We start from the raw sequence: 13,611 nt of genomic DNA, 5'->3' as shown, positions 1-13,611 counted from the left end.
CGGCTCCTCATTCGCTCTGTAAGGCGCGCCCAACTACTACAGGCAGCCCCCTCTTTGTCCTAAGTGGGAAGACGCTGCGTCACCTGCGTCACCCGGGCCGAGAAGCGGCTGCTGACCTGCGGCAACAGCGGTGACGCAGACGGCTGGCTCTGCGTCATCGTGCGTCACCTGCGTCACCCGGTGACGCAGCCGATGACGCACCGGTGACGCAGAGCCAGCCGTCTGCGTCACCAAAAGCAGCAGGTCAGAGCCCTAAATGACGCAGGTGACGCGGTGACGCAGAAATCCGAACCTCGGACAGGTACGGACTCACCGACCCAACGTGGAGGACCCATTGAGCGTGACCGCCCCTTCCAAGAGTGACCCTCGCGCGACCCTCCGGGGCGGTCTCCCAGACCGCTACCTCACCCCCGACGACATCGCCGGCATGTTCGGAGTGCCGCTCGAAACCGTCTACCAGTGGCGCAGGAAGCGCACCGGGCCACCCGGATTCCGCATCGGCAAGCACCTCCGTTACGACCCGGCCGACGTCCGTGTCTACGTCGCCGAGCGCAAGAGCGTCTGCCAGGGCGCCGCGTAACCCACCACCCCGAGACAGCAGGGAGAGCCGCAAGTAGCGGCTCTCCCTGCTGCACGTTGAGAGGACCACCGCCGTATGGCCGGCCACATCCAAGACCGTTGGTATAAGACCGAGACGGCGCCCAACGGCAAGACGATCAGGGAAAAGACCGAGCGATGTGGGACGGGCTTGCGCTACCGGGCGCGCTACGTAGCGCCGGATGGGAGCGAACGCAGCAAGTCCTTCCCGGATAAGCAGAAGCGACTTGCCGAGGCGTGGCTCACTCAGATCGCGGCTGACATGAACCGCGGGCAGTTCGTCGACCCGTCCTCCGGCAAGGTGACGTTCAAGGAGTTTGCCAGTCAGTGGCTGGCATCCCAGACCACGGATCCTTCAACCATCGTGAACATGGAGCTGAGGTTCCGGCTGCACGCCGTTCCATACATCGGTACTCGCTCCATGAGCGCGTTTCAGCCTGCTCATATCCGCACGTGGGCACGGGCTCTCGCCGACTCCGGTATGGCAGCGTCGTATCAGCGGACGGTCTTTGCGAATGTCTCTGCGGTGTTCGCCGCCGCAGTGGACGACGGCATTTTGCTCCGGAATCCTTGCCGCGCGGGTTCCGTGCGGGCCCCCAAGCTGGATCGACGGAAGCTGAAGCCGTGGACGCACGATCGTGTGGTTGCGGTCCGGGGTGGACTTCCGAGTCAGTACGCGTCGATCGCCGATGTCGGTGCCGGATGCGGCTTGCGGCAAGGCGAGATTTTCGGGCTCGCCGTCGATGAAGTCGACTTCGTCGGGGGAGTCGTGCACGTTGTGCGACAGGTCAAGCTGATCGGCTCGCAGATGGTGTTCGCCCCGCCCAAGGGCGGCAAATTGCGGGATGTCCCGCTGCCCGACGTGGTGTCGGACGCGCTCGCCACCCACATCACCGGCCGGCCCCCCATCGACGTCACGTTGCCGTGGAAGACGCCGGATGGACCGCCGGTCACGGCCAAGCTGCTGTTCTACTCGCGCGAGCGCAAAGCAATGAACCGGAACTACTTCAACATGTACCTGTGGAAGCCCGCTCTGATCGCGGCCGGCGTCATCCCGGAACGGACACCGGGGGAGCGGTTCGAACCGTCGCGAGAGCACGGCATGCACGCCTTGCGGCACTACTACGCGTCGGTGCTGCTGGACTCGGGAGAGAACATCAAGGCTTTGGCCGAGTACCTCGGTCACTCCGACCCGGGATTCACGCTTCGGACGTACACGCACCTCATGCCGAACAGCCAGGACCGCGCCCGCAGGGCCATCGACGCCGCATTCGGAGTGCGGGGCGCGAAGCTCGGTCCCGGTGAAGCCGCTGCGTCGGCCTGAGCGGCGGCGCCCCGTGTGAGCCAGCGATCGCCGTTCGCGGTGTGGGGCCCGAAACAGGCCGTCGGCCGTGCCCTTCCCGAGAGGAAGAACACGGCCGACGGCCCACACACGGCCCAGGAGAGCGGAAACCCGCTCTGACCTGGGGCGATATCACACGTCGAAGTACAGCTCGAACTCGTGCGGGTGCGGACGGAGCTGGAGCGGCGCGATCTCGTTCGTGCGCTTGTAGTCGATCCACGTCTCGATCAGGTCGGACGTGAAGACGTCGCCCGCGAGCAGGAACTCGTGGTCGCGCTCCAGCGAGTCGAGGACGGCCGGGAGCGAGGTCGGGACCTGGGCGACGTTCGCGTGCTCCTCGGGAGCCAGCTCGTACAGGTCCTTGTCGATCGGCTCGGCCGGCTCGATCTTGTTCTTGACGCCGTCCAGACCGGCCATCAGCAGCGCCGCGAACGCGAGGTACGGGTTGCCGGAGGAGTCGGGCGCGCGGAACTCGACGCGCTTGGCCTTCGGGTTGGAGCCCGTGATCGGGATACGCATGGCCGCGGAGCGGTTGCGCTGCGAGTACACCAGGTTGACCGGGGCCTCGAAGCCGGGGACCAGGCGGTGGTACGAGTTCACCGTCGGGTTGGTGAAGGCGAGCAGCGACGGGGCGTGCTTGAGGATGCCGCCGATGTAGTAGCGGGCGGTGTCCGACAGGCCCGCGTAGCCGGCCTCGTCGTAGAACAGCGGGGAACCGTTGCTCCACAGCGACTGGTGGACGTGCATGCCCGAGCCGTTGTCACCGAAGATCGGCTTCGGCATGAAGGTCGCGGTCTTGCCGTTGCGCCAGGCGACGTTCTTCACGATGTACTTGAAGAGCTGGAGGTCGTCGGCCGCGGCGAGCAGCGTGTTGAACTTGTAGTTGATCTCGGCCTGGCCTGCGGTGCCCACCTCGTGGTGCTGGCGCTCGACCTGGAGGCCGGAGTTGGCCAGCTCCAGGGAGATCTCGGCACGCAGGTCGGCGAAGTGGTCGACCGGCGGGGTCGGGAAGTAGCCGCCCTTGTAGCGGACCTTGTAACCGCGGTTGTCCTCGATGGCACCGGTGTTCCAGGCGCCGGCCTCGGAGTCGATGTGGTAGAACGACTCGTTCTCGGCGGTCTTGAAGCGCACGCTGTCGAAGACGTAGAACTCGGCCTCGGGACCGAAGTACGCGGTGTCGGCGATACCGGTCGACGCGAGGTAGGCCTCGGCCTTCTTGGCCACGTTGCGCGGGTCACGGGAGTACTGCTCGCCCGTGATCGGGTCGTGGATGAAGAAGTTGATGTTGACCGTCTTGTCGCGGCGGAAGGGGTCGACGCGCGCGGTGGACAGGTCGGCGCGGAGCGCCATGTCGGACTCGTGGATGGCCTGGAAGCCGCGGATGGAGGAGCCGTCGAATGCGAGCTCCTCCGCCGGGTCGAAGGCCTCGGCCGGGATCGTGAAGTGCTGCATCACACCCGGCAGGTCGCAGAAACGGACATCGACGAACTTGACGTCCTCGTCCGCGATGAACTTCTTGGCCTCGTCGGCGTTCTGGAACATCCAGCTCCTCCTACTCCCGCCCACTGTGGACCGGGGTGGTAGTTCGTTCGTGCGGCCAGTGCGGTGGCACACGCTGGGGCCGACCATAGGGACGGGGGATTTCTCCAGCGTGACCCATTTGTTTCGCCCAAGTTAACCGACCTCGGCCGGGCGGGCCCCTCCTGTCCGTATGGCAAAACGGGCACAGTACCTTGGACGGGTGGACAACAGGCAAGCAATCGGATCGTGGCTCTCCGGCCCCCGCGCGGCGGCGGAGGAAGCCGGAGTCGACTTCGGATACCGGGGCGAACAGCTCGGTCTGCCGGAGCACGGACCGGGCTCGATCGCCCGCCCGGGGCGCCGTCTGGGCGCCCTCGCCGTCGACTGGGGCCTGTGCCTCCTGATCGCATACGGGCTGCTCACCGACGGCTATGACCAGGCTACGGGGAACTGGGCCCTGCTCGTCTTCTTCGCCCTCGGCGTCCTGACGGTCGGTACCGTCGGCTTCACTCCGGGCAAGCGGCTGCTGGGTCTGCGCGTCGTGCCCGAGGGCGGCGGCCGGCTGAACCCGCTGCGCGCCGTGCTGCGCACCGCGCTGCTGTGCGTGGCCGTCCCGGCCCTGATCTGGGACCGCGACGGCCGGGGCCTCCACGACCGCCTCGCCCGCACGATCGAAGTCCGCACCTGACCCACCCCGCCCCCACGGACCGCACACACCAGACACGGCCCCACCGCCTCGGCGGCTCGGGTGAGGGCCCGGTGACCGGGTGACCCGGGGCGGCCGGCGACGGTGATGGTGTGGGCCTGCTGCCCCGGCGGCTTCGCCGAGGGGCCCGGTGGGCCATGGCGGCCGGCGACGGAAATTGCAATGGCGTGGGCCCGCTGCCCCGGAGGCTCCGTGAAGGGGCCGGTGGCCGAAGGCGGGCGGCCCGCACGGTAACGGCATGCGCCGCCCGGCGGCCCCGGTGAGGGCCCTGCGGGCCAAGGCGGTCGGCGATGGAAATGGCGTGGGCCCGTTGCCCCGGCGGCTTCGCCGAGTGGCCCGGCCAGCCGAGGCGGCTGCCGACGGAAATTGCAATGGCGTGGGCCCGCTGCCTCGGAGGCTCCGCTGAGAGGCCCGGCGGGCCATGGCGGCTGCCGACGGCAACGGTGTGGGCCCCGCTGCGCCTGGCGGCTCCGTGAAGGGGCCGGCGACGTAAGGCGGGCGGGCCCGCACGGTAACGGTATGCCCGCGCGGCCCGGCGGCCCCGGTGAGGGCCCTGTCCCGGCCGGTCGAGGTGGCCCCGGCCATGGCAACTCCGACCGCAGCGGACTCGGCCCCCGGTCCGGTGTCCCGCCGGGCAAGGTGGTCGTCGCGACGCGGGCCGCGTGCCGACGGGGGCGGTACCGGGCCCGACGGAACGGCATGGAAACGGCGGTGGGGGGGGGGGGGGGGGGGGGGGGGGGGGGGGGGAAAAAAAAAAAAAAAAAAAAAAAAAAAAAAAAAAAAAAAAAAAAACAAAAAAAAAAAAAACCCCCCCCCCCCACCACCCCCCCCCCCCCCTCCCCCCCCCCCCCCCCCCCCCCCCCCCCCCCCCACCGCCGTAGAACTGGTCAAGCCGGCGCGAGCGTCACCGCTTGGGACCGCCCCGCGGCATCCGCATGCCCTTGGGCATCGGACCCTTCGGCAGCGGCATGTTGCTCATCAGGTCGCCCATCGCGCGCAGCCGGTCGTTGGTCGCCGTGACCTGGGGCCCAGCGAGCACACGCGGCAGCTTCAGCATGGTCGTGCGGAGCCTCTTCAGCTCGACCTGGCCCTCGCCGGTGCCCACGAGAATGTCGTGCACCGGGACGTCCGCGACGATCCGCGCCATCTTCCGCTTCTCGGCGGCCAGCAGGGTCTTCACCCGGTTCGGGTTGCCCTCGGCGACCAGCACGATGCCGGCCTTGCCGACCGCGCGGTGCACCACGTCCTGGCTGCGGTTCATCGCGACCGCCGGAGTCGTGGTCCAGCCCCGGCCGATGTTGTCGAGCACCGCCGCGGCCGCGCCCGGCTGGCCCTCCATCTGCCCGAAGGCGGCCCGCTCGGCCCTGCGCCCGAAGACGATCGCCGTCGCGAGGAAGGCGAGCAGAAGCCCGAGAATCCCGAGATAGACCGGGTGGCCGATCAAGAAGCCGATCGCGAGGAAAACACCGAGGGTGAGAATTCCGACAGCCGCGAGTACAAGACCGATCTTGGAATCGGCCTTGCGGGTCATTTTGTACGTCTGAGCGATCTGCTTGAGTCGCCCGGGGTTCGCAGCGTCCGCTGCGGGTTCCTTCCTCGCCATGCCCACGAGTCTACGTGGCCCGCGAAGCGCCGACGACGGCAGTACCGGGCGAGCGGGGTCGCGGCAGCGGCGAGGCGGCTGCCGTGGCGGGAACGACCGGTGCCGGGCGGCGCCGGTCAGGAATGGACGACGGATTCCAGCACGCGCTGCGCCTCGACCCGGTCCTTGGCTCGGCGACGGTCCTCCAGGACGGAGGTCCAGGCGTTGCGGCGGGCGGTGCGCTGCCCACTGCTCATGAGCAACGACTCGACGGCACGCAGTGCATCGGTGAACGACGGAATCGCGGTGGCGCGTACGGGCGCGGCCTGCATGATGGAGATCCCCCCTAGGGATCGACGGCTCGGACGGGGACGGGTGTGACGTGGAACCAGAGTCACTGATTGGTGTTACCAGTACGTGACCGAGCGGTCAAACACCAATGAAACCTTGATACCGCGGGTCCTTTTCCGGCCCCCTTCCTGATGCGGCGTTCAACTGCGGGGATGCCGTGAGGGGGTGTGAACGGGCCGTTGTGAAGGGCGAGTTGCCTGTGCGCGGATTCACACGAAAGCGGTGGCACTCGGTGCCACCGCTTTCCTTTCGCAACGTGTGCCGTTCGGGGGATCAGACCGCCTGGGAGGCGACGTACGCGCCCCGCTTCTCGACGGCCATCTGATACAGCCGGCCGGCCCGGTACGAGGAGCGGACCAGCGGGCCCGACATGACGCCGGAGAAGCCGATCTCCTCGGCCTCCTCCTTGAGCTCCACGAACTCCTGCGGCTTGACCCAGCGCTCCACGGGATGGTGGCGCACGGAGGGGCGCAGGTACTGCGTGATCGTGATCAGCTCGCAGCCGGCCTCGTGGAGCTGCTGGAGCGCCTCGCTGACCTCCTCGCGGGTCTCGCCCATGCCGAGGATCAGGTTCGATTTCGTGACCAGACCGTAGTCACGGGCCTCGGTGATGACCTTGAGCGAGCGCTCGTAGCGGAAGCCCGGACGGATCCGCTTGAAGATCCGCGGGACCGTCTCGACGTTGTGGGCGAAGACCTCGGGGCGCGAGGAGAACACCTCGGCGAGCTGCTCGGGCTCGGCGTTGAAGTCCGGGGCGAGCAGTTCGACCTTGGTGCGTCCGGCCTCGCGGCCCGCCGTCTGCGCGTGGATCTGGCGGACGGTCTCCGCGTACAGCCAGGCGCCGCCGTCCTCCAGGTCGTCGCGGGCGACGCCGGTGATCGTGGCGTAGTTCAGGTCCATCGTGACGACGGACTCACCGACACGGCGCGGCTCGTCGCGGTCCAGGGCCTCCGGCTTGCCGGTGTCGATCTGGCAGAAGTCGCAGCGCCGCGTGCACTGGTCACCGCCGATGAGGAAGGTGGCCTCGCGGTCTTCCCAGCATTCGTAGATGTTGGGGCAGCCCGCCTCCTGGCAGACCGTGTGCAGGCCCTCGCTCTTCACGAGGCCCTGCATCTTCGTGTACTCGGGGCCCATTTTCGCCCGGGTCTTGATCCACTCGGGCTTGCGCTCGATGGGGGTCTGGCTGTTCCGGACCTCCAGGCGCAGCATCTTGCGTCCGTCGGGTGCGACTGCGGACACATCGGCTCCCTGTAGCTTCGATTCTTCGGCGTACACCAGGGTACGCCCGTGTGGTGCTCGGCCCCCGAGGTGGGCAACCTTCGGGAGCGGGGGTGCATTCCCGGAGGCGTTCGGCCGTGCGGCGCGGGGGACGTGTGCGCGCCCCCACGGGGCGCGCGGGGCTCAGGCCGGAGTGTGCTCGACGACGCGCGGCTTCAGGTCCGCGTTCGCCAGGACGTCCCTGAGGTGCTTCTCGGCCACCGGCAGGACCTCGGCGATGGTCACGTCGCGGCCCAGCTCGTTCGCGAGGGAGGCGACGCCGGCGTCACGGATGCCGCACGGGATGATCTTGTCGAACCAGGCGTTGTCCGGGTTCACGTTCAGCGCGAAGCCGTGCATGGTGACACCCTTGGCGACGCGGATGCCGATCGCGGCGATCTTGCGGTCCTCGCGGCGCTGGCCGGCGTTGGACGGGGCGTACTCCGGGCCGTTGAGCCGCGGGTCGAACTCCTCGTCCTGGAGCCGGGGGTCGAAGTCGAGGGAGAGGCCGCCGAGGGCGGAGGCCCCCTGGGCGGGGTCCTTGGCGTCACCGAGGACCCAGACGCCGCTGCGGCCCTCGACCCGGCTCGTCTCCAGGCCGAACTCGGCGCAGGTGCGGATGAGCGCCTCTTCCAGACGGCGTACGTGGGCTACGACGTCCACGGGACGCGGGAGCTTCTGGATGGGGTAGCCGACGAGCTGGCCGGGACCGTGCCAGGTGATCTTGCCGCCGCGGTCCACGTCGATGACGGGGGTGCCGTCCAGGGGCCGCTCGTTGTCCGCCGTGCGCCGGCCCGCGGTGTACACCGGGGGGTGCTCCAGGAGCAGGCAGGTGTCGGGGATCTCGTCCAGGAACCGGGCGGCGTGCACGCGACGCTGCTCGTCCCACGCCTCCTGGTACTCGACGGCCTCGGCACCGAATCCCATGCGGACGAACCGCAACTCACTCACGGCAAGCGCCTCCCTCGAAGCTTCCTCGGGCACGTGGTGATCCCCGTGCGGGGCACGCGGAGGAACCTTTCGTCAGGTCCGTGGCGCGCCCACGCCACTGTACGTCCGTCCGATCCGCGTCAGCTCGACGGCTAATCCTCACACGATCGGATGAATGAATGTCGATGTGTGCGATGACGTGCTCACGCTCCGCTACATTCGCGCCGTTCACGAGGCCATAAGGGCTGCTCACAGGCAATCCGGGCACAGGGGGGCCTCGGGGAGGCGCGAGCACGTTCTCGCGCCGCCCCGAGACGCCTCTGGAGACCCGAAGGCAGGAGACCGCACCGCAGATGACGGAACGACCCGCGCAGCGCACGCCCAATCGACAGCTCGCCGCGCTCATCGCAGAAGCGGGGTTCTCCAACGCAGGTCTCGCCCGCCGCGTGGACCAGCTCGGACTCGAACACGGACTGGACCTGAGATACGACAAGACCTCGGTGACCCGGTGGCTGCGGGGCCAGCAGCCCCGCGGGACCACCCCCGCGCTCATCGCCGAGGTGTTCACCCGCCGCCTCGGCCGGCGTCTGAGCGCGCAGGACCTCGGGCTCGACGCCTGCGCCCCCGTGTACGCGGGGCTCGAATTCGCGGCGACCCCCGAGGAGGCCGTCGACATCGTCAGCGGCCTGTGGCGCAAGGACTCCGGGAGCCACGCCGAGCTCCGCAAGATCGCCTTCACCCCGGCGGGGCTCGTCGTGCCCAGCCGGGACTGGCTGATCGGCCGGGCCGACGACCGGGTCGCCCGCGGCGAGCAGCCCGCCCGCATCCCCGCCCAGGGCCGCCCGGCCTCGCCCAAGGTCACGGTGCCGCCCGAGCAGGGCGGACCCGCCTCCCGGCGCGGCCGGACCGAGCGCGGCCCCGGCCAGCGGGTCAGCGGCGGGGACATCGCCGCGCTCCGCTCGGTCGGGGAACTCTTCCGCGCCCTCGACCACGCCTACGGCGGCGGCCACGCCCGCCAGGCACTGGTCCGCTATCTGGAGCACGAGGCCGAGCCGATGCTGCGCGGCGCGTACGGCGAGCAGACCGGCCGCCACCTGTTCGCCGCCGCCGCCGACCTCACCCGGCTCGCCGGCTGGACGTCGTACGACATCGGCGCGCACGGACTCGCGCAGCGGTACTTCGTCCAGGCGCTGCGGCTGGCGCAGGCCGCGGGCGACCGGGTGTACGGCTCGTACGTGCTCATCACGATGAGCCGGCAGGCCGTCTACCTCGGGCACGGACGTGAGGCCGTGCAGCTCGCGCGGGTCGCGCAGCAGGGTCTCGGTGCCGGGGGGCCGCACGTCGTGCAGGCGCTGCTGCACGCCGTCGAGGCGCGCGGGCACGGGGTGCTCGGCGAGGTGCGGGCCTGCACGGCCTCCCTGGTGCGGGCCGAGCGCGCGCTGGAGGCGTCCCGGACCGGCGACGAGGTCCCGCACTGGGCCCGGTACTTCGACGAGGCGCAGCTCGCCGACGAGTTCGGGCACTGCCACCGGGACCTTCAGCAGTTCCGGGCGGCGGCGCAGCACGCCGAGCGCTCGCTGCAACTGCGGGCGCCCGGCTACGCGCGCAGCCGGCTGTTCTGCCGCGTGGTGCTCGCCTCGGCGCGGCTCGGGCTCGGAGAGCTCGACCAGGCCTGTCTGCTCGGCGCGGAGGCCGCGGGGCAGGCGGCCGAGATGCGGTCGGCGCGGGCCGTCGAGTACGTACGGGACTTCGAGAAACGGCTCGAACCGTACAAGGACGCCGCCCCCGTCCGCGGTTACCGCGACAAGGTGGCCGCGCTGAGCTGAGGAGGACTGTCCGGCGGGGCCGCGGCGTCGCCTGCGGGCCCGGACAGGCGAGCAGGGCCCCGTGCCGCCGGACCGTCCCCGGTCTCCGGCCTGGGGAACCGGAGACCGGGAAGCCCGACACGCGCGCCGGGGGCGGGAGCCCGCCCCCGGCACCCGCGGACCGGCCCACCGGGGCCGGGGTCGCCCCACCGGGGCGGGGTGCTCGCCGGGGCCGTGGTCCCGGAACTCCGGAGCCCCGTGCCGGAGTTGCGGGACCCGGTGCCGGAGGTGCGGGGCTCCGGGCCGGACTCGCCGGACCGGTGCCGGAGTCGTGGGGTTCCGGTCCGGGGCGCGAGGGGTGGGTCAGGCCGCGGCGGGTTCCAGGGGTTCGGCCGAGGGGGCGGGGGCGTGGACGTCCAGGTCCGTCAGGAGGGCGTGGGCGGCCCGCCGGGCGGAGTGCAGCGCGCCCTGCACCGTGCTGGTGTCCCGGTGGTCGCCGCACACGTACAGGCCCGCGAGCAGCCGTACGGGGCGGCGCGGGTCGTGCGGCGGCGGCATCGCCGGGACCGCCTCCGGCTCGTGATGGACCGCCAGCAGTTCCCAGCGGCTCGTCGACGTGCCGTAGAGACGGGCGAGCTGGGCGCGGACCGTCGCGTCCAGATGGGCCGCGGCGGGCGGGGTGCCGAGCACGGTCGAGGAGATCAGGGCGCGGCCCGCGGGCGCCCGGGTCGGGTCGACCTGGCTGACGACCGCCGTGTGCGCCACCGGCCCGCTCCGGTCGGCGTCCAGGAGCAACGCGGGTCCGGTGAGCGGCGGTTCGTCCGTGGTGTGGTGCAGGACGGTCACCGGATGGAAGGCGGGCACGTGCAACCCGGGCAGGAACCCGGCGGCGGCACGGGCCCCGGTCGCCAGCAGGATGGCCCGGCAGCGGAGTTCGCCGTGGTCCTTCGTCGTGACCCGGGTCGTCGACACGGCGGTGACCTGGACGCCCGTGTGCACGGTGCCGGGCGGAAGGCCGGCGGCGAGCAGCTCCGGGAGCGCGTCCGCGCCGCCTTCGGGAAGGCACAGCCGGCCCGTCGCGAAGGAGTGCAGCGCGAGGTCGGCGAGACGGCTCGACGTCCGCAGGTCCGGGTCGCACAGCAGGGCCGCGAGGAGGGGGCGCAGAAAGGTTTCGACGGTACGGGCCGGAAGCCCCCGGGCGGTCAGCGCCTTCGCCGCGGTGAGGTCGGGGCGGGCGAGCAGGCGCTCCGGCGTGGTGGCGGCGAGCCGCGCGAGGGCCCCGCCGAGGCGGGCCTGATCGAGGGGGCTGCCGAGCGGTCCGGGGCGGGTGGTGCCGCGCGCGGGCCGGGGCAGCGGGAGCCGGGGGGCGCTCGCGAGGGCGCGTGCGGTGGTGAGTGCGCCCCTCGCGCTCCGGGGAGCGCTGGGCGTGCCCGTGTGATGGCGGTGGCCGTCGCTGTGCAGCAGCACGCCGGGCGGGAACGGGCACAGGACGAGGCCGCCCAGGCCCGGGGTGTGGCGCAGTTCCGGGTACGAGGTGGACAGGAGCCGGCCGAGCCGGTCCAGCCGGAAGCCGTCCACCTTCTCCGTGGACATGCGCCCGCCCACATGGGGGGCGGCCTCCAGGACGGCGGTCCTCAGCCCCGCCCCGGTCAGATGCCGTGCGGCCGCGAGGCCGGCGACACCGGCTCCCACGACGACGACGTCGACGTCTTGCGTGATCTCCGCCGTGTGCGCGGCGTGGCGTGCGGGCTCTAGCACGTGCCCCTCCTCGAGGTTGCGCGGCCGGTGGGGACGTCATGCCCCCAACACGCTTCTGGAATGCCCGAGTTCGGATCGAGGGTGCGAGGTTCGGCCGCCCGGGGGAAGCCGCGCGGCGGCCGTGCACGGGGGCATGGGGGGTGCATGTGCCCGCCCGTCGGGTGCGACGACCCCACCGGGACCGCCCCGGCCCCCTCGGCGACTTCGCCCCGAACCGGAAGCTCGGGCCGCGGTGCCCTGCCGGAGCACTCAAAGCCGCCGCCCCGCCTGGAGACGGCTTTCCGGTCCGGAGGCCGGCCCTCGGGCCACCGAGCCCTGCCGGAGCACTCAAAGCCGACGCCCCGCCTGGAGACCGGCCCCCGGTCCGGAGACTCGCCCGCGGGCCCGAGCCTTGCCCGGCGCTCGAGCCCCTGCCCGGCGCCCGATGCCGGGCCCGCGCTCGAGCCTTGCCCGCGCCGGAAGCCGGGCCCCGCCCGGAGACAGATCCTCCGCCGGAGGCATGCCGTCGTCCGGGGACGTGCCCGGAGACCGGCCTCCGGTCCGGTCCGGAGGGCGACCCTCAGCTCGAGCCTTGCCCGGCGCCCGAGCCTTGCCCGGCGCCCGAGGCCGGGCCTGCGCCCGAGCCTTGCCCCGCGTCCGAGGCCGGGCCTGCGCTCGAGGCCGGGCCTGCGCTCGAAGCTGGGCCTGCGCTCGAAGCCGGCCCCGCGCTCGAAGCTCGGCCTGCGCTCGAAGCCGCGCCCGCGCCCGGGACTTGCCCTCAGGCCGGAGACCCGCCCCCGTCCGGGGCATGCCCCGAGTCTCCGGCCCCCGGAGTCGTGCCCCTCAGCCCAGTGCGGCTCGTAGTGTCGCGTCGATCGACGGGAACGCGAAGGTGAAGCCCGACTCCAGGAGGCGGGTGGGCAGGACGCGCTGGCTGCCCAGTACGTCCTCGGCCATGTCGCCGAGGGCGAGCCGCAGGAGCGGGGCGGGGGCCGTCAGCAGGGTCGGGCGGTGCAGGACGCGCCCCATGGCCTCGGTGATCTCGCCGTTGGTGAGCGGGTCGGGGGCGGTCAGGTTCACCGGCCCGGACAGCGACTCCGTGTCGATGAGATGCCGGATCGCGGCCACCTCGTCGTGCAGCGCGATGTAGCTCCAGTACTGGCGCCCGTTCCCCATTCGCCCCCCGGCCCCCGCCTTGAACAGCGGAATCAGCCTCGCCCAGGCCCCGCCCTCACGGGCCACCACGAGCCCGGTCCTCGGGATCACCGTGCGCACCCCGGCCTCCTGGGCGGGAGCGGTCGCCTCCTCCCACTCCACACAGACGGACGACAGGAAACCGTCCCCGGGCGGCGCCGACTCGTCCACCGCGCGGTCGCCCGTGTCGCCGTAGAACCCGATCGCGCTCCCGTTGACGAAGACCCGCGGGGGTTCGTCGAGCGAGGCCACCGCCTCCGCGAGCGTCACCGTCCCGAGCACCCGGCTGTCCCGGATCATCCGCTTGTACGTACGGGTCCACGGCCGCCCCGCGACCGGAGCCCCCGCCAGATTGACCACCGCCGCACAGCCGATGAGCCCCACCGCGTCGATCCGCTGCCGCTGCGGATCCCAGCGGATCTCGTCGGGCGAACGCGGCTCGCGGCGCACGAGCCGGACCACCTCGTGCCCCTCGGCGCTCAGGGAGCGCGCCAGCGCGGAACCGATCAGACCGGACGCGCCGGCGATCGCGATGCGGGAACCCGGTGACAGCGGTGAGTCGCTCATGGGTCCATCCTGCCCGCGCCGC

General features: G+C 71.5%; 12 protein-coding genes. 5 read left to right on the top strand and 7 right to left on the bottom strand.

Annotated features, from left to right (window positions below):
• The first annotated feature begins 63 nt into the window (after nt 1-63).
• From ACZ4TO_RS10950 to ACZ4TO_RS10940, 3 genes are all read left to right on the top strand, one after another.
• Nucleotides 64-207 (top strand): hypothetical protein, encoded by a 144-nt coding sequence (locus ACZ4TO_RS10950; protein WP_468023989.1) that lies wholly within the window; start codon nt 64-66, stop codon nt 205-207.
• Nucleotides 208-340: 133 nt separating this feature from the next.
• A complete protein-coding gene (locus ACZ4TO_RS10945) occupies nt 341-580 on the top strand; it encodes a helix-turn-helix domain-containing protein (protein WP_468023988.1) in 240 nt (79 codons plus the stop codon).
• Between the two features lie 75 nt (nt 581-655).
• Entirely contained in the window at nt 656-1,921 is a 1,266-nt protein-coding gene (locus tag ACZ4TO_RS10940) for a tyrosine-type recombinase/integrase (protein WP_468023987.1), read from the top strand.
• Nucleotides 1,922-2,071: 150 nt separating this feature from the next.
• On the opposite strand, the gene glnA is transcribed toward ACZ4TO_RS10940, so the two are convergent.
• Nucleotides 2,072-3,481, bottom strand: a complete 1,410-nt coding sequence (gene glnA, locus ACZ4TO_RS10935; protein ID WP_382781196.1) for a type I glutamate--ammonia ligase — start codon at nt 3,479-3,481, stop codon at nt 2,072-2,074.
• A 199-nt stretch (nt 3,482-3,680) separates the two neighbouring features.
• Here glnA and ACZ4TO_RS10930 point away from each other — a divergent pair, with 199 nt between their 5' ends.
• Nucleotides 3,681-4,148 carry an RDD family protein gene (locus ACZ4TO_RS10930; RefSeq protein WP_382781193.1) on the top strand — a complete coding sequence of 156 codons (468 nt, stop codon included), beginning with the start codon at nt 3,681-3,683 and terminating at the stop codon, nt 4,146-4,148.
• Between the two features lie 922 nt (nt 4,149-5,070).
• Here ACZ4TO_RS10930 and ACZ4TO_RS10925 read toward each other — a convergent pair.
• From ACZ4TO_RS10925 to lipB, 4 genes are all read right to left on the bottom strand, one after another.
• Nucleotides 5,071-5,769: a DUF4191 domain-containing protein gene (locus tag ACZ4TO_RS10925; RefSeq protein ID WP_468023986.1), complete on the bottom strand. Its 699-nt coding sequence runs from the start codon at nt 5,767-5,769 to the stop codon at nt 5,071-5,073.
• Nucleotides 5,770-5,885: 116 nt separating this feature from the next.
• Nucleotides 5,886-6,080 carry an SCO2195 family GlnR-regulated protein gene (locus ACZ4TO_RS10920; RefSeq protein WP_365492415.1) on the bottom strand — a complete coding sequence of 65 codons (195 nt, stop codon included), beginning with the start codon at nt 6,078-6,080 and terminating at the stop codon, nt 5,886-5,888.
• Nucleotides 6,081-6,372: 292 nt separating this feature from the next.
• A complete protein-coding gene (lipA, locus tag ACZ4TO_RS10915) occupies nt 6,373-7,338 on the bottom strand; it encodes a lipoyl synthase (protein ID WP_103553050.1) in 966 nt (321 codons plus the stop codon).
• A 162-nt stretch (nt 7,339-7,500) separates the two neighbouring features.
• Complete coding sequence (gene lipB, locus ACZ4TO_RS10910) at nt 7,501-8,307, bottom strand: lipoyl(octanoyl) transferase LipB (protein WP_382781186.1); 807 nt, start codon at nt 8,305-8,307, stop codon at nt 7,501-7,503.
• 332 nt (nt 8,308-8,639) lie between these two features.
• On the opposite strand from lipB, the gene ACZ4TO_RS10905 reads away from it, so the two are divergent.
• Nucleotides 8,640-10,112, top strand: a complete 1,473-nt coding sequence (locus tag ACZ4TO_RS10905; protein ID WP_385049812.1) for a regulator — start codon at nt 8,640-8,642, stop codon at nt 10,110-10,112.
• A 342-nt stretch (nt 10,113-10,454) separates the two neighbouring features.
• Here ACZ4TO_RS10905 and ACZ4TO_RS10900 read toward each other — a convergent pair whose 3' ends face one another.
• Together ACZ4TO_RS10900 and ACZ4TO_RS10895 are read right to left on the bottom strand one after the other, a co-directional pair.
• Nucleotides 10,455-11,849, bottom strand: a complete 1,395-nt coding sequence (locus tag ACZ4TO_RS10900; RefSeq protein ID WP_382781180.1) for an NAD(P)/FAD-dependent oxidoreductase — start codon at nt 11,847-11,849, stop codon at nt 10,455-10,457.
• An 822-nt stretch (nt 11,850-12,671) separates the two neighbouring features.
• Complete coding sequence (locus tag ACZ4TO_RS10895; RefSeq protein ID WP_382781177.1) at nt 12,672-13,589, bottom strand: TIGR01777 family oxidoreductase; 918 nt, start codon at nt 13,587-13,589, stop codon at nt 12,672-12,674.
• Between the last annotated feature and the right edge of the window lie 22 nt (nt 13,590-13,611).

The organism is Streptomyces sp. NPDC028298, assembly GCF_055565895.1.
Note: the sequence above shows the minus strand (reverse complement) of the source record. Positions and strands in the feature narration are given on the sequence as shown.

Excerpts from the sequence above, each read along its gene's own strand:
- ACZ4TO_RS10905 (WP_385049812.1), top strand. The coding sequence starts at position 8,640 with ATGACGGAACGACCCGCGCAGCGCACGCCCAATCGACAGCTCGCCGCG.
- ACZ4TO_RS10940 (WP_468023987.1), top strand. The coding sequence starts at position 656 with ATGGCCGGCCACATCCAAGACCGTTGGTATAAGACCGAGACGGCGCCC.
- ACZ4TO_RS10920 (WP_365492415.1), bottom strand. The coding sequence starts at position 6,080 with ATGCAGGCCGCGCCCGTACGCGCCACCGCGATTCCGTCGTTCACCGAT.
- glnA (WP_382781196.1), bottom strand. The coding sequence starts at position 3,481 with ATGTTCCAGAACGCCGACGAGGCCAAGAAGTTCATCGCGGACGAGGAC.
- ACZ4TO_RS10925 (WP_468023986.1), bottom strand. The coding sequence starts at position 5,769 with ATGGCGAGGAAGGAACCCGCAGCGGACGCTGCGAACCCCGGGCGACTC.
- ACZ4TO_RS10895 (WP_382781177.1), bottom strand. The coding sequence starts at position 13,589 with ATGAGCGACTCACCGCTGTCACCGGGTTCCCGCATCGCGATCGCCGGC.